Source organism: Streptomyces sp. NPDC102406, assembly GCF_044765725.1.
Classification (GTDB): domain Bacteria; phylum Actinomycetota; class Actinomycetes; order Streptomycetales; family Streptomycetaceae; genus Streptomyces.
Genome location: NZ_JBIWKP010000002.1, coordinates 570,304 through 586,064 on the forward strand (window position 1 = coordinate 570,304; position 15,761 = coordinate 586,064).

13 protein-coding genes are annotated in these 15,761 nt (G+C 72.5%); 11 read left to right on the forward strand and 2 right to left on the reverse strand.

All coding sequences use genetic code 11. From position 1 onward, the window contains the following. Positions 1-137 precede the first annotated feature (137 nt). Positions 138-1,592 carry a cytochrome P450 gene (locus tag ACIRF8_RS11190; RefSeq protein WP_404213316.1) on the forward strand — a complete coding sequence of 485 codons (1,455 nt, stop codon included), beginning with the start codon at positions 138-140 and terminating at the stop codon, positions 1,590-1,592. Between the two features lie 54 nt (positions 1,593-1,646). Here the strand turns inward: ACIRF8_RS11190 and ACIRF8_RS11195 are convergent, their stop codons facing one another. After that, positions 1,647-2,390, reverse strand: coding sequence for an MgtC/SapB family protein (locus ACIRF8_RS11195; RefSeq protein ID WP_404213318.1), 744 nt, complete (start codon positions 2,388-2,390; stop codon positions 1,647-1,649). Between the two features lie 113 nt (positions 2,391-2,503). Here ACIRF8_RS11195 and ACIRF8_RS11200 point away from each other — a divergent pair, with 113 nt between their 5' ends. The 8 genes from ACIRF8_RS11200 to ACIRF8_RS11235 all read left to right on the forward strand — a co-directional run bounded on the left by ACIRF8_RS11200 (position 2,504) and on the right by ACIRF8_RS11235 (position 11,591). Then, entirely contained in the window at positions 2,504-2,761 is a 258-nt protein-coding gene (locus ACIRF8_RS11200) for a hypothetical protein (RefSeq protein ID WP_404213320.1), read from the forward strand. Positions 2,762-2,805: 44 nt separating this feature from the next. Beyond that, positions 2,806-4,080 (forward strand): cytochrome P450, encoded by a 1,275-nt coding sequence (locus ACIRF8_RS11205; RefSeq protein ID WP_404213322.1) that lies wholly within the window; start codon positions 2,806-2,808, stop codon positions 4,078-4,080. 154 nt (positions 4,081-4,234) lie between these two features. After that, positions 4,235-5,377: a substrate-binding domain-containing protein gene (locus tag ACIRF8_RS11210; protein ID WP_404213324.1), complete on the forward strand. Its 1,143-nt coding sequence runs from the start codon at positions 4,235-4,237 to the stop codon at positions 5,375-5,377. A gap of 103 nt (positions 5,378-5,480) precedes the next feature. Further along, positions 5,481-6,836 (forward strand): ABC transporter substrate-binding protein, encoded by a 1,356-nt coding sequence (locus ACIRF8_RS11215; protein ID WP_404213326.1) that lies wholly within the window; start codon positions 5,481-5,483, stop codon positions 6,834-6,836. 30 nt (positions 6,837-6,866) lie between these two features. Next, positions 6,867-7,850 carry a carbohydrate ABC transporter permease gene (locus ACIRF8_RS11220; protein ID WP_404213328.1) on the forward strand — a complete coding sequence of 328 codons (984 nt, stop codon included), beginning with the start codon at positions 6,867-6,869 and terminating at the stop codon, positions 7,848-7,850. Next, the gene (locus ACIRF8_RS11225; RefSeq protein ID WP_404213330.1) at positions 7,847-8,719 is read left to right on the forward strand and encodes a carbohydrate ABC transporter permease; all 873 of its coding nucleotides are present in this window, start codon (positions 7,847-7,849) and stop codon (positions 8,717-8,719) included. The genes ACIRF8_RS11220 and ACIRF8_RS11225 overlap by 4 nt, the downstream gene beginning before the upstream one ends. Positions 8,720-8,742: 23 nt before the next feature. Then, positions 8,743-9,723, forward strand: coding sequence for a hydroxyacid dehydrogenase (locus tag ACIRF8_RS11230; protein ID WP_404214257.1), 981 nt, complete (start codon positions 8,743-8,745; stop codon positions 9,721-9,723). After that, positions 9,720-11,591, forward strand: a complete 1,872-nt coding sequence (locus ACIRF8_RS11235; RefSeq protein ID WP_404213332.1) for a DUF2264 domain-containing protein — start codon at positions 9,720-9,722, stop codon at positions 11,589-11,591. The genes ACIRF8_RS11230 and ACIRF8_RS11235 overlap by 4 nt, the downstream gene beginning before the upstream one ends. An 85-nt stretch (positions 11,592-11,676) precedes the next feature. Here ACIRF8_RS11235 and ACIRF8_RS11240 read toward each other — a convergent pair whose 3' ends face one another. Continuing rightward, positions 11,677-13,146 (reverse strand): MFS transporter, encoded by a 1,470-nt coding sequence (locus ACIRF8_RS11240; protein ID WP_404213334.1) that lies wholly within the window; start codon positions 13,144-13,146, stop codon positions 11,677-11,679. A 143-nt stretch (positions 13,147-13,289) separates the two neighbouring features. Between ACIRF8_RS11240 and ACIRF8_RS11245 the strand changes: the two genes are divergently transcribed. Next, on the forward strand, positions 13,290-14,216 hold the full coding sequence (locus tag ACIRF8_RS11245) for a Gfo/Idh/MocA family protein (protein WP_404213336.1): 927 nt from the start codon (positions 13,290-13,292) through the stop codon (positions 14,214-14,216). 41 nt (positions 14,217-14,257) lie between these two features. Next, complete coding sequence (locus ACIRF8_RS11250) at positions 14,258-15,448, forward strand: DUF4032 domain-containing protein (RefSeq protein ID WP_404213338.1); 1,191 nt, start codon at positions 14,258-14,260, stop codon at positions 15,446-15,448. Positions 15,449-15,761: the final 313 nt, after the last annotated feature.

Genomic DNA, 15,761 nt, shown 5'->3' on the forward strand with positions numbered 1-15,761 from the left:
CACCCTACTGGACGTCGTCCCGCTTACTTGACGTCGGTTCAACAGCGGGACCACACTGTGACCGCATTATTGAATCCACGTCTAACAAGGCGCGGGCGCGGGCCCGATCCGCGGTCCTCGCAAGGGAGATGGGCACGATGGCGCAGGTGACGCAGGCGGCGGAGGACGTAGTGCCGCGGGGTTTTCGCAGTGCCGAACTGGGCTGGCCGCGCCTGGACCTGATCCCGCACCCGCCCCGCCGCATACCGCTGCTGGGCGACGTGCTCGGCTCCGACGTCCGCGCCCCGTTGCAGGACTCGATGCGGGTGGCGGCCGAACTCGGGCCGATCTTCCGGCGCAAGGCGTTCGGCAAGGAGATCGTGTTCGTGGCGGGCGCGGCGCTGGCGGCGGAGCTCTCGGACGAGTCACGGTTCGCCAAGCACGTCGGGCTCGGGGTCGCCAATCTGCGTCCGGTGGCGGGCGACGGGCTGTTCACCGCGTACAACCACGAACCCAACTGGCAGTTGGCGCACGACATCCTGGCCCCCGGTTTCAGCCGTGAGGCGATGGCGGGCTACCACCCGCTGATGCTGGACGTGGCGAGCCGGTTGACGGCCGCGTGGGACGCGAGCGAGGCGGCCGGGCGGAGCGTGGACGTGTCCGGGGACATGACGAAACTGACGCTCGAGACGATCGCGCGGACCGGTTTCGGGCACGACTTCGGGTCGTTCGAGCGCGATGTCGACAAGGAGGGGCCGCATCCGTTCGTGACGGCCATGGTGGGCGCGCTGTCGTTCGCCCAGCGCCGCAATGTGGTGCCACCGCTGCTCTCGACGCTGCTGCGCGGCGCGGAGAGGCGCAACGCCGCGGACCGCGCCTACCTGAACAGCGTGGTCGACGAGGTGATCGCCGCGCGCCGCGCCTCGGGCGGGGGCCGGGGCGACCTGCTCGACCGGATGCTGGAGGTGGCGCACCCCGTGACGGGTGAGCGCCTCGCGCCGGAGAACATCCGCCGCCAGGTGATCACGTTCCTGGTCGCCGGGCACGAGACGACCTCGGGCGCGCTCTCGTTCGCGCTGCACTACCTCGCGCAGGACCGCGCGGTCCTCGCGAAGGCGCAGGAGGAGGTCGACCGGGTCTGGGGCGACACGGCCGTGCCCGCGTACGAGCAGGTCGCCAAATTGCGGTATCTGCGGCGGGTGCTCGACGAGTCGTTGCGGCTGTGGCCGACGGCTCCCGCGTACGCCCGGGAGGCGGTCGCCGACACGACGCTGGGCGGCAGGCACCCGATGCGGCGGGGCGCCTGGGCGCTGGTCCTGACGACGATGCTGCACCGGGACCCGGCGGCGTGGGGCGAGGACCCCGAGTCGTTCGACCCTGAGCGGTTCGCGCCGCAGGCGGTGCGGGGGCGCCCCGCGCACGTGTACAAGCCGTTCGGCACGGGGGCCCGGGCCTGTATCGGCCGTCAGTTCGCCCTGCACGAGTCCCTGTTGGTGCTCGGTCTGCTGCTGCGCCGCTACGACCTGCACGCGGAGCCTGGGTACCGGCTGCGGATCGCGGAGCGGCTGACGCTGATGCCGTCCGGTCTGCGGCTGCGGCTGACGCGCCGCTGAACGGTCCCGTCGGCTCCCGGGGCCGGGCTCGACCATCCTGTCGGCGGGCCCGCGCTACTCATCCGCCGCCGACTCGATGGACGCCACGTCGAGGACCCCGTCGAGTTCGGCCAGCACGGCGACCAGGTCGGGGACGCCGGTGGGGCCCTCGATCTCCATGCGGACGGCCATCCTGCCGGGCCGCTCGGGGGCCTGCTCCCATTCGGTGCGGTCGGTGCGCAGCTCCACCACGCGGAACCCGCGGCTCGTGCACTCCTCCAGGACGCGGGTCAGGACGCTGCTGCCGACCCGGTAGGCGAGGTGCAGGCCGGTGCGCCGTTCCGTGGCCAGGGCCGGTACGCGCCGGGTCAGATACGGGTATCCCCGTACGACGAGGAAGTGACAGGCGGTCGCGGCGAAGGCGAGCAGGGGCAGGCCGCCGCCGCAGGCCATCCCTATGGCGCAGGTCAACCAGACCGTCGCGGCGGTGGTCAGACCCCGAACGGCGTCCCGTCGTACGAAGATGAGGCCGCCGCCGATGAATCCGATGCCGGAGACGATCTGCGCGGCGACCCGCGACGGGTCGAGCGACACGCCGTCCAGGCCGGCCACCGAGTTGAATCCGTGCTGCGACACCTCCATGAACAGGGCGCTTCCGACGCCGACCAGGGTGTGGGTGCGCAGCCCGGCACTCTTCTGCCGCACGGCGCGCTCCGCGCCGATCAGCGTGGACAGGACGAGCGCGAGCCCCAACTCGGCCATCTGCCGCAGACCCTGGCCTGCCGCGGGATCGAACAGGGGAACTGCGAGTGACGACAAAAGCGGATCCCTCCTGGTGCGTTCTCGACCCCGCTGGGCGAACCGGGGTAGCGACGAGGCTAGCGCTGCCCCATTGGAGACGGATTGTCAGACCCGTGCGCAAGAGTAGGAACATGAACGGGACCAGGAACAGTGACCAGCAGGGCCGACAGACGAAGAACCCCGAGGTGGCGGCGGCGCAAGCCTGTCTGCGGCTGCTGCACACGGCGCGTGCCGCGCTCTCCGGCACCGAGCCACCCGCGACCGCGTCGGTCCTCGCCGTGCCCATCGCGGAGGCCGACGAGGCGCTGCACCGGGCGGGCCTCGCGGGCAATGAGGCGTGGCTCCTTGACCGGATCTACGACCTGGGTCTCGGATCGCAGGCGCCGTAGGATCCGATGGCCGTCCTCGTCGTCCGACCCGTGAGGAGCCCCGGTTGACCGCCTCCGCCGATGCCACGGACCCCGACGGCGCACGCTCTCTCCCGCACCGTCTCGATCCGTCGGGCGGCTGCCCGCACGCGCGCAACGCACGGTTGAGGCGGCGCGGCGCGGTCGCCCCGGTGGTGCTGCCCGGTGAGGTGCCCGGGATGCTCGTTCTCGGCCACGACGCGCTCAAGGAGTTCCTCGCGCACCCCGATGTCGCCAAGGACGCCCGGCATTTCACGGCATTGGCCGAGGGGCGGATACCTGCGGGCTGGCCGCTGCGCACCTTCGCGACGGTGCGGGGCATGACGACGGCCGACGGTCAGGACCACCGGCGGCTGCGGTCGCTGGTGAGCCGCGCCTTCACGGCGAAGCGGGTGGAGGAGCTGCGCCCGCGCGTGGAGCGGCTCGTCGACGAGCTGCTCGACGGGGTCGCCCGGCAGGCGGCCGTCGAGGAGGTGGTGGAGCTGCGCTCCCGGTTCGCGCTGCCGTTGCCGATGCGGGTCATCTGTGAACTGTTCGGCGTGGACGCGGAGTTCAGGGCCGGGCTGCATCATCTGTCGAGTCAGATCGTCTCCACGGGCACGACGCCGCAGGAGGCCTTCGACGCCAACAGGGAGATGGTCGCGGTGTTGGCGCGGGTCGTCGCGGCCCGGGCGCGGGAGCCGGGGGACGATCTCACCAGCGCGCTCATAGCGGCGCGCGAGGAGGGCGGGGACCGGCTGAGCGAGGAGGAGCTGATCGGCACCCTCATGCTGTTCGTCGTCGCCGGGCACGAGACGACGCTGAACCTGATCACGAACGCGGTGCGGGCGCTGTGCGGGCACCGCGACCAGCTCGCCCTCGTGCGGGCCGGTGCCGCTTCGTGGTCGGACGTCGTGGAGGAGACGCTGCGCTGGGACAGCCCGGTCAGCTACTTCCCGTTCCGCTATCCGACGCGGGATCTCGTCCTCGACGGCACGGTGATCCCCCGGGGCACCCCCGTGCTCGCCGGGTACTCGGGCGCGGGCCGCGACCCGGCGGCGCACGGCCCGGACGCCGACCGCTTCGACCTCACCCGCCGAGCAGGTGGCCGGCACCTCTCCCTCGGGCACGGCGCCCACTACTGCCTGGGCGCGCCGCTGGCCCGGCTGGAGGCGACCGTCGCCCTGGAGCGGCTGTTCGCCCGGTTCCCCGCGCTGGAGCCGGCCGTGGCGGACGCCGAACTGCCCGCGCACACCGGTTTCGTCGGCAACAGTGTGCGACGGCTGCCGGTCCGGCCGGGTCCCGACGCCCGGCAGCGGTGACACCCTCCGCGCGGGTGAGCGCGAGCGGGGCACCCTCGGTCTCATCCGCTCACCGCGCCGGGGGCTGACCCCGCGCCCGCGCCGCTGGTTATGCTGCGGCCGAAGCGTTCAGTGAAGCGCTCAAACGAACATCGGTCATGAGGGGGCCCTCAGCATGCGCGAACCGGTCGATCTCAGGCGGCAGCGGATCCTCGCCGTCGTACAGTCGCGCGGTGCCACCCGGGTCAGCGATCTCGCCGCGGAGCTCGCGGTGTCGGTGGTGACCCTGCGCCGTGACGTGGAGGAGCTGGCCCGCGAGGGCAAACTGCGTCGCGGTCACGGGGTGGCCCGTCCGGTGCTGCCCGAGACCGAGCGGGCCGCGGCACCGGTGCCGCCCCCGGTGGACGGCGGCCCGGTCGCCGTCGTCGTACCGGAGCGGCACGCCTACCTGTACGAGGCGCTGCACGGCGCCCGCACGGCCTTCGAGGAGGCCGGTATCCGTATCGCGCTGCATATCGCGCCGACCGCTCCGGGCGCCGAACAGCCCTTGGTGGAGCGGGCGTTGGCGGAGGGCGCGCGCGGTCTGCTGATCGCGCCGCGCTGGCGCAGCAGTGCTACGGAGGAGGCGGACTACGCCTGGCTGGCGCGGTTGGAGGTGCCTGCCGTCGTGATGGAGCGCCGACCGCGGCGCGGCAGCGCGCTGCACGCCCTCGACACCGTCTGCACCGACCACTGGTACGGCATCCATCTCGCCGTCGAGCATCTGACGGGCCTCGGCCACCGTCGCATCGTGCTCGCCGCGCGGGACGACAGTCCGACGGCGCGCGCCGTCCGGGCGGCGTTCACCGACATCGCGGCGGCGCACCCGGACGTCGACGCGTGGGCCGTCGCCCTCAGCTCACCGGGCGCGGCCCCCGATCCGCGGGCGGAGAGCGCGGAGAAGGCGATCGAACTCCCCGCGTTGTTGCGGGAGTTGGGGGCGACGGCCGCCGTGCTGCACGGTGACGTGGACGCGCTGATGCTGGTGCAGTCGCTGCGCGACAGCGGGGTGCGGGTCCCGGAGGACTGCTCGGCGATCGCCTACGACGACGTGGTCGCGGCGCTCGGCAGCACCCCGCTGACCGCCGTGTCCCCGCCGAAGGCGGAGGTCGGCCGGGCCGCCGCGGAGCTGCTGCTGCGCAGGCTCGGGGACCGGGTGTCCGGCGGTACCGGGGGGCCGGTGCGGCGCATGGAGTTGTTGCCCGAGCTGAAGGTGCGCGGGTCGACGCAGGCCCCGGGTGTGCCCGGCGTCCCGGAAGCAATTCCCACCCCCGAATGAGCGTTTGACCGTTTCATTTTCCTCTGATCGATCTATTGACCAGGTCCGCTCAGCCGATCAGTATTCCCGTGACTCGAACACGCAGGAGCCGCGGGAGGCGCCCATGCCTGGTCGACAGAGCCGTCGATCCGTGCTCGCCGCGATCACCGCGCTGCCACTGACGGGCGCCTTGAGCGCCTGTAGCGGAACCGACAGCGCGTCATCCGGGAGCAGCAGCAAGTCCGGTACCAAGAGCACCAAAGGCACCACCACCATCACGTTCTGGTCCGCCCTGCGCGGCAGCCAGGAGGTCGTGGACGCGTTCAACAGGACGCACGACCACATCAAGGTCGACTTCGAGCAGATCCCCTCCGGCACGCAGGGTGGGTATCTGAAGCTCAGCAACGCGGCACGGGCGGGCAACGCCCCGGATGTCGCCACCATCGAGTACCCCCAGCTCCCGGGCTTCGCCGTCGACGGCGTCGTCCGGGACATCAGCTCGATGATCAGCGACCGGCTGCGGGCGAAGCTGCTGCCCCAGTCGCTGGGACAGACGACGTTCGAGAAGCACACGTACAGCGTGCCGCTCGACATCGAGCCGATGGTGATGCACTACCGCAAGGACCTCTTCGACCGGTACGGGTTCGAGCCCCCCACCACCTGGGACGAGTACGCCGAGCTGGCGCGCGAGGTGCGGCGCACGGGCGGGGGCCGCAGGATCGGCACGTTCCCCACGGACGGCATGACGCAGTTCGCCGCCTGGTCGGCGCAGGCCGGCGCCAAGTGGTTCGACACCGCGCACGGCGCGTGGAACGTGTCGCTGGCGGACGCGCCGACCCGGAAGGTGGCCGCGTACTGGCAGCGGTTCATCGACGAGGACCTGGTCTACGTCAACTCCTCCACCGCCCGGCTCTACGACGCGCAGATCGGCAACGGCCTGGTCCTGACCCGCCTCAGCGGTGCCTGGGACGCGGGCGCGCAGATGAACGCACGCCCCGAGCAGAAGGGGATGTGGCGGATCGCCCCGCTGCCGCAGTGGACCCCGGACAGGCCCGCCCTCGGCACGCACGGCGGCTCGACGTTCGCCGTGACGAAGGACAGCGCGCACCCGGAGGCGGCCCTGGAGTTCATCGAGTGGCAGGTCTCCCACCCGGACGCCCTGCGGGCACGGCTGTCCAGCGGCGCGAGCAGCCAGTACCCGGCCGCGACCGAGCTGATCGAGGTGGGCCGCGCCGCGTTCGACCGCTCGTACTACGGCGGCCAGGACATCTACGCCCTGTTCGAGGAGGAGGCGCACAAGATCAGCGACGGCTGGGTGTGGGGGCCGCGCATGACCGCCACCGCCTCCGTCATGCAGGACGCCTTCGCCCGCGCGGGCGCCGGTTCCGGCACGTTGCTGTCCTCGGTGCGCGCCGCGCAGGACGGCACGATGCCCGATCTCAAGGCGCTCGGCCTCGCGACGACCCAGCACTCGACATGACCGCCCGCATCCCGGAAGGCAGGTGACCCCATGACCGCGACGACCCACGTCCCCTCGGCGGCGACCGCGCCGCAGCAGTCGGCCGGCGTCTCGCAGCGCAAGGCGCACCAGGCGGCCAGGCGCCGCCGCAACGGCGCGGCGGGTGTCCTGATGACGCCGTTCTTCGTCCTTCTGATCCTGGTCTTCCTGATCCCGGTCGGGACGGCGGTGTGGCTGAGCTTCTTCAGTGACGACCAGCCGGGCCTCGGCTTCGGCGCGGAGCGGACCGTCTTCGTCGGCCTGCGCTCGTACGCCGCCGTGCTCACCGACCCGACGTTCCTGTCCGGGCTCGCCACGGTCGCGCTGTACTGCGTCCTCTACATCCCGCTCATGGTGATCGGCTCGCTCGCGCTCGCGCTGCTGCTCGACTCGGGGGTGGTACGGCTGCGCGCCTCGGCCCAGCTCGGTCTGTTCCTGCCGCACGCCGTGCCCGGCATCATCGCCTCGCTGATCTGGCTGTACCTGTACACGCCCGGCATCAGCCCGATCATCGACGTCCTCGGCAAGGCCGACATCACGGTCGACTTCCTCGGCCTGCACACCACGCTGCCGTCGATCGTGAACATCGCCCTGTGGAGCAACCTCGGCTACAACATGGTCGTCTTCTACGCGGCCCTCCAGGCCGTCCCCCGCGAGGTCCTGGAGGCGTCCGTGGTGGACGGCGCCGGTCCGGTGCGCACGGCGCTCCAGGTGAAGGCGCCGCTCGTGCGCTCCTCGATCGTGATGGTCGCGATGTTCACGCTGATCTGGGCGCTGCAACTGTTCACCGAACCGATGCTGCTCCATCAGTCCTCACAGATGATCAACTCGCGGTTCTCGCCGAGCATGTACATCTACGACGCGGCCTTCAGCCGCAACAACTACTCGCTCGCCGCAGCGGCTTCGGTGATCCTCCTCATCATCACCGTCGCCCTCTCGTACGGCGTCACCCGCTGGACCAACCGCGTCGACTCGGCCGAGGAGAACGCCCGATGAGCACTGCCGCGCCGGGGAACACCGGCCTCCTGCGCCCACGCCTGCTCGGCCGGGCCACCGTCAACGTCGTCGTCACGATCTCCGTGCTCTACACCCTGCTGCCGGTGCTGTGGCTGGTGCTCGCCTCCACCAAGTCGCGGGACGCCCTGTTCAGCAGCAACATCCTGTCCTTCAGCGACTTCTCCCTCGTCCAGAACCTCAAGGACCTGTTCGCGATGGACGGAGGTCTCTACGGCCGCTGGTACGGCAACAGCCTCCTGTACGCCGTGCTCGGCGCCGCGCTCGGCGCGCTGATCAGCGTCGCCTGCGGGTACGCCTTCGACAAGTACCACTTCCGGCACAAGGAGAAGCTGTTCGGCCTGGTCCTGGCCGCGGTCATGGTGCCGCAGACGGTGCTCGCGCTGCCGCTGTACCTGATCGCCTCCGCGACCGGTGTCGTCAACACCTTCTGGTCGGTGTTCATCCCGGTCCTGTTCAACCCGTTCGGCGTCTATCTGGGCCGCATCTTCGCGCAGGGCTATGTCCCGAACGAGGTCCTGGAGGCGGCGCGGGTCGACGGCGCCGGCGAGCTGACGACGTACGTCAGGGTCGCGCTGCGCATGCTCGGCCCCGGCCTGATCACGGTGTTCCTCTTCCAGCTCACCGCGATCTGGAACAACTTCTTCCTGCCGATGGTGATGCTCTCGAACCAGGACCTGTATCCGGTCAGTCTGGGCCTGTACCAGTGGAACAGCCAGGCGTCCGTCTCTCCCGAGTACTACCCGGTGGTGATCATGGGTTCGCTTCTCGCGGTCCTCCCCCTCATTCTCGCCTTCGTCCTCCTCCAGCGCTTCTGGCGCTCCGGCCTGACGGCGGGGGCGGTCAAGTGACCGAGCCCCGCGTGGCGCTCGCCATGTCCCCCCAGGCCGCGGCGGCCGTCTTCACGCCGCGGTCCATGGCCGCGCTGCGAAGCGTCTGCGACCTGGCGCCGGGACCCGTCCTCGACGACCTGACGACCACCCGGGCCGAGCAGGTCCTCGCCGACGTCGAGGTCCTCGTCACCGGCTGGGGATGCCCGCGGCTCGACGCGGACGTCCTCGCCGCGGCGCCCCGGCTCGAAGCCGTGGTGCACGCGGCCGGTTCGGTGCGCGGACATGTCACCGACGCCTGCTGGGAGCGGGGCATCGAGGTCACCTCGGCGGCGGCGGCCAACGCGCTGCCCGTCGCCGAGTACACCCTCGCCATGCTCCTGCTGCACGGCAAGCACGTCCTGGAACGGGCTCGCGACTTCCGGCGGGACCGCGCCCGCGGCGAGTGGCTGCTCACCTCGCACGAGGTGGGCAACTACCGCCGCACGGTGGGCCTGCTGTCGGCCTCGCTGATCGGCCGCCGCGTCATCGAGCTGCTGCGGCCCTTCGACTTCGAGGTCCTGCTGCACGACCCGTACGTCACGGCCGCCGAGGCCGCCGAACTGGGCGTGGAGTGGGTGGAGCTGCCCGAACTCTTCACCGGCAGCGACCTGTTGAGCATCCATACGCCGCTGCTTCCGGCCACGCGCGGCCTCGTCAGCCGGGACCTTCTCACCTCGATGCGGCCCGGCGCCACACTCATCAACACCTCGCGCGGCGCCGTCGTCGACCAGGACGCGCTCACCGACGTGGTGCGCGCGGGCCGCATCCGGGCGGTGCTCGACGTCACCGACCCCGAGGTGCTGCCCGCGGACCACCCGTTGTGGGACTGCCCGAACGCGCTGATCACCCCCCACCTCGCCGGTTCCCAGGGCAGCGAATGGGAACGGCTCGCCGACACGGCCGTCGGCGAGGTGGCCCGGTGGGCCGCGGGCGACGGTTTCGCCCACCCCGTACGACGCGAAAGGCTGGCGTTCCTCGCATGAGCATCCCCTTCGAACTCCCCGCCGAGGACCGGGCCCTGAGCCCGTACACCGGCTACACCCGCGCCCACTGGGAGGCCGTCGCCGACGGACTGCTCGGCGCCGCCTGGCGCTGGGCCACCCCGCAGGGCGCCCTGCTCGACCTGCCCGGCCGCCCCTCCGCGTCGGGGGTCCGCTCGGACGGCCTCGAAGGGTTCGCCCGTACGTTCCTGGCGGCCGGGTTCCGGGTCGCGGGCGCCGACGGGAAGGACCCGCGCAACTGGCTGGAGCGGTACGCGAGCGGCCTCGCCGCGGGTACCCGCACACCCGGCGCGGACGACGCCGAGTCATGGCCGCTGATCCTCGACCACCATGTGCAGGGCCAGCCGATGGTCGAGTCGGCGTCGGTGGCGCTCGGGCTGATGCTGACGCGGCCGTGGCTGTGGGACCGGCTCGACGGCGACGTACAGGACCGGGCGGAGACCTGGCTGCGCGGCGCGATCGACCACACGCCCGCCCCCAACAACTGGTACCTCTTCCCCTTCATGGTGGCGTCGTTCCTGGAGTCGGTGGGCCGCGGCGACCCGGCCACGACCCGCGCCACCGAGCGAGCGCTCGACCTGATGGAGAGCTGGTACCGGGGCGACGGCTGGTACGCGGACGGCGACGGACGGGCCTTCGACCACTACAACGGCTGGGCGCTGCACCTCTACCCGATGCTGCACGCCCATCTGTCCGGCGACGCGCGGCTCGCGGCGCACTTCGGCCCCCGGCTGCGCCGGCACCTGGAGGGCTTCTCCCTCCTGTTCGGCGGGGACGGCGCGCCGATCCACTTCGGGCGCTCGCTCACGTACCGCTTCGCGGCGTCCGCGGCCATCGGTGCCGGCGCGGTCACCGGGCACACCCCGCTGACGCCCGGCACGTCGCGCCGCCTGATCAGCGGCAACCTGCGCTACTTCCTGGACCGGGGCGGCGTCACGGACGAGGGGCTGCTGAGCCTCGGCTGGCACGGGCCGCACGCCGCCACGCTCCAGTCGTACTCCGGGCCCGCGTCCCCGTACTGGGCGTCGAAGGGTTTCGTGGCGCTGCTCGCCCCGCAGGACGACCCGCTGTGGACCGCGACGGAGGAGGCGGCCCCGAGCGAGGCCGCCGACCGGGTGCTCGCCCTGCCGGCGCCGGGGCTGCTGGTGCAGTCGACGCGGGCCGACGGGATCGTGCGCCTGCACAACCACGGCAGCGACCATGTCCGGCCGCACGAGGGCGAGTCCGCCGAGCACGACGACGTGCTCTACGGGCGGCAGGCGTACTCCACGCACACCGGCCCGACGTCCCGGACCAACGTCGCCGACAACCATCTGTCCGTCGAGGTCGGCGGGATCGCGAGCGTGCGGCGCCGCATCCATCCGCTGGGCGCCGGTCAGGGCGACGGATGGGGCTGGGCCGCGTCCTGGCACCGCCCGGTGTTCGTGTCCGGGCCGCCGATGGTGCCGGGGCTGCGCGTGGAGAGCGTGACCGTGGCGCGGGGCCGCCACGAACTGCGGGTCCACCGGATCGTGGGCGCCCCGCACGGAGCACGGGCGACGCTCACCGGGTGGGCCACGGAGGCGCTGCGCTCGGAGCTGGTGGCGCTGCGGGGCTGGGACGGACCGGACTCCGTGCGGGCGCCGGAGGGTACGGCGTACGAGCCCTGGGTGCGGGTGCCGAGGCTCTCGGCGGATGTCGAGGGGACCGGTCTCCTCGTGGCGCTGGCCGCCCTCGGCGGAGAGGCGGGCACACCGCTCGCCGAGGCCGTGGCCGATGTGGTGGTCGAGGCGGAGGAGGCGACGGTGAGCTGGTCCGACGGGTTCGAGACCGTGATCGGGTTCGGACCGCTGAGCGTCCGGTGCCGGTGAGAAGGAGATGAAGGGCTGAGGGGCCGGGGGGGGCTGAGGGGCTGATCGCGCCTTCGGGACGCTCGACCCCTGTGCACCCCGGTCGTCACCTCGCGGCCTTCTTCGCCCTGGCCGTCCGGTCCGGGACGTCCGCGTCGGTGTCCTCGCGCGTCCTGTCGGACGGGACGGCCAGGGCGACGGCCGTGGCCACCAGCGCCACCGCGCCGGCCAGGGTGAAAGCGACCTGGTAGCCGAAGAGGGTCGGCACCTCCGCGCCGCCCACGCGCGTCGTGTGGTGGACGAGGACGGCGGCGACGGCGGCGCTGGAGACGGCCTGGCCGATGGTGCGCATCAGGACGTTGACGCCGTTGGCCGAGGCGGTGGCGCCGGGCGGGACGGCCCGCAGGATCAGCGTGGGCAGCGCCGAGTAGGCGAGGGTGGTACCGGTGGAGACGACAGCGGCGCCGACGAGGACGACCCACAGGTCGGTGCTGTCGGCGACGCGCACCGCGTAGCCGAGCGCGAGGACGACCCCGCCGACGGCGAGCGTGACGCGGGGCCCGCGCGCGGCGGATACCCGCGCCGAGACCGGGGAGAACAGCAGCATGATCACGCCGCTGGGCAGCATGCACATGCCGGTCGCGACGATGGACAGGCCGAGCCCGTAGCCGGTGGCGACGGGGGCCTGGACGAGCTGCGCCGTGACGAGGGAGTTGGCGTAGAACGCGAATCCGGTGAACAGCGCGGCCACGTGCGGCAGGCCGACGCGGCGCCCGACGGCGAGGCGCAGGTCCACCAGGGGCCGTGCGGTGCGCAGTTGGTGCCACGCCCACAGGCCCAGGATCACGATGGCGCCCGCGAACAGGCCGACGACCGGGGCGCTGCCCCAGCCCCACTGCCCGCCCTGCGAGACACCGAGCAGCAGGCTGATCAGGCCGGCGGCGAGACCGAGGGTGCCGAGCGCGTCGAAGCGGCCCGGTGATCTGACGGGCGACTCCCGCACCGCCCACCAGGCGAGCGCGAGGCCGAGCGCGCCGAGGGCGCTGGTCGCCCAGAACATGACATGCCAGTTCGCGTACTGCACGATCAGCGCGGCCAGGGGCAGCCCGAGCGCGGCGCCGATGCCCACGGTGGAGCTCATGAGGGCGACGGCGGAGCCCGTGCGGTGCGGCGGGAGTTCGTCGCGCAGGATGCTGATGGAGAGCGGGACGACGGCCGCCGCGGCGCCCTGGAGAGCGCGGGCCGCGATCAGCACGCGGATGTCGGAGGTCAGCGCGCACAGCACGGAGCCGCAGGTCATCAGGGAGAGCGCGATCAGCAGGACCCGCCGTTTGCCGTACATGTCGCCGGCCCGGCCGAGGACGGGGGTGAGGACGGCGCCGGCCAGGAGGGTCGCGGTGACCGTCCAGGAGACGGCCGCGGGCGACGCGCCGGTGAGCCGGGGCAGGTCGGGCAGGAGCGGGACGACGACGGTCTGCATGACCGCCATGAGGATGCCGCCGAAGGCGAGCACGGGCACGGTGAGGCGCTCGCGCAGGCGCGGTGGCGCGGGTGTCGGGTCGGTGGCGGGACGCATGACGCTCCTGCTCGGGACGCGGGCGGCGGCCCGGCGCGGCGGGGGCCGGGCGCGTCGGCCCCCGGCCGGAGGACGCATCAGTATTCACCGCGTCGGGCGCCGCTGTCTGCGCCCCGGGCGCCCTTGCGGCGATACTGGCGATCATGACCTCGACTGACGCGCTCCGCTTCGGACTTGTCGGCACGGGCCCCTGGGCCCGGCGGACCCACGCCCCCACGATCGCCGCCCACCCGCACACCGTGTTCACCGGTGTCTGGGGGCGCCGCCCGCAGGCCGCCGCCGACCTCGCCGCCGAGCACGGCACGACGGCGTACGACGACGTGGACGCGCTGTTCGCGGCGTGCGACGCGGTGGCCTTCGCCGTACCGCCGGACGTGCAGGCGCCCCTCGCGGCCCGGGCCGCGGCCGCCGGCTGCCATCTGCTGCTCGACAAGCCGGTAGCCACGGAGCCGGGTGCGGCCCGCGCCGTGGTGGAGGCGGTCGACGCGGCGGGCGTCGCCTCGGCCGTCTTCTGCACGCTCCGGTACGCGCCCGCCCCCGCGGCCTGGATCGGTGAACAGGCCGCCAGGGACGACTGGTTCACCGGCCGCGCGGACTGGTACGGCTCCTTGTACACCCCCGGTGACGACGCCGCGGTGCGGGCCTCGACGCCGTGGCGTGCCGAGCGGGGCGCCCTGTGGGACGTGGGTCCGCACGCCCTGTCGGTGCTGCTGCCGATCCTCGGGGACGTGGTGGCGGTGACGGCCCGGCGCGGCGCGGGTGACACCGTGCATCTCGTGCTGCGGCACGCGTCGGGCGCCTCCAGCACGTCGGCCCTGAGCCTGACCGCCCCTCGGGCGGCGGGCGGGACGACGGTCGAACTGCGTGGCCCGGACGGGGTGGCGACCATGCCGGCGGGCGGCGCGGCGCGGGAATCGCTCGCCGTCGCCGTCGACACCCTGCTGGAGTCGGCACGTACGGGCGTGGCGGTGCCGTGCGACGCGCGGTTCGGTCTGCGGCTCACCGAGATCCTCGCGGCGGCGGAACGGTCGATGGCGTCGGGCGGCCCCGGAACCGCGCTGGGCGACTGAGCCCGCCGGGTCGCTCACGCGGGCCCTCTACGCTGGTGACCATGCCACTCGAGATCAGCGCCACCAACCCCGAGCACCCGGTGCTCCTGCTCGCCCTGCCGTGGCACATTCCGCTGGAGGAGTGGCCGGAGGAGTACCTGGTGCCGCTGCCGCGCGGTATCTCGCGGCACGTGGTGCGCTACGCGCGCGCGGGTGACGAGGTCGTCGCCGTGAAGGAGCTCGCCGAGCGTCCGGCGCTGCGCGAGTACGAACTGCTGCGCACCCTGGACCGGTTGGGGATACCCTCTGTCGACCCGCTGGCCGTCGTCACGGGCCGCGAGCAGCCGGACGGCACCCCGCTGGAGCCGGTGCTGATCACCCGGCACCTGGGCGGGTCGCAGCCCTACCGCTCCATGTTCGAGACGACGATGCGCCCGTCCACCGTGCACCGCCTGATGGACGCGCTCGCCGTGCTGCTGGTCCGGCTGCATCTCGCCGGTTTCGCCTGGGGCGACTGCTCGCTCTCCAACACGCTGTTCCGGCGCGACGCGGGCGCGTACGCCGCGTACCTCGTGGACGCGGAGACGGGCGAGCTGCATCCGACGCTGAGTGACGGGCAGCGCGCGTACGACATCGATCTGGCCCGGGTGAACATCAGCGGCGAGATGCTCGACCTGGAGGCGTCCGGGGCGCTGCACCCGTCCATCGACCCGATCGAGTTCGGCACGGAGATCGGGCAGCGCTACGCGAACCTGTGGAGCGAGCTGACCCGCACCTCGGTCTACCCGGCGGGCAAGCACCACTACATGGAGCGCCGCATCCGGCGCCTGAACGACCTGGGCTTCGACGTGGCCGAGATGCAGATCTCCCGCTCGCCGCACGGCGACACCGTCACGTTCGTGCCGAAGGTCGTCGACGCGGGCCACCATCAGCGCCAACTCCTGCGGCTGACCGGTCTGGACGCGGAGGAGAACCAGGCGCGGCGGCTGCTCGGCGACCTGGAGAGCTGGATGGCGACGCAGGAGGACGCGCCGGGCGCCCGGCCCGAGGTGCTGGCCCACCGGTGGGTGCGCGATGTTTTCCGGCCGACGGTCCGCGCGGTGCGCGACCTGATCCCGACCCCGGTGGACGCGGCCGAGCTGTACCACGAACTCCTGGAACACCGCTGGTACTTGTCCGAGCGCGCCCAGCACGACATCGGCCTCGACGCCGCGGCGGAGGACTACGTACGCAATCTCCGCAAAGAGGACTGACGCCCCGCGCCGTACCGGGCGCGGCCGATGCCGTGGCCGCTACGTAATGGCGAGTGACGGCACCGACCGCAGCCAGTGACCCTCGGACACCGCTCGCGGACGAGTACGGGACGTGCGTCGTGCAACGCATTTTCCGGCCACATCGAACGAATTGGTGGCCCGGTCCCGCCCTCTCTTCCTCGAACAGCCCGAAGGCTCGTGAGTTACCCGACGCCGGGTCGTTTCGGCCATTTTCGAGCGGCCTGGCACAGGTGCCCCATGACTGTGTCTACATGCCCACAGATGGTGAAACCGGCAGGTGGGTAACCCCGCA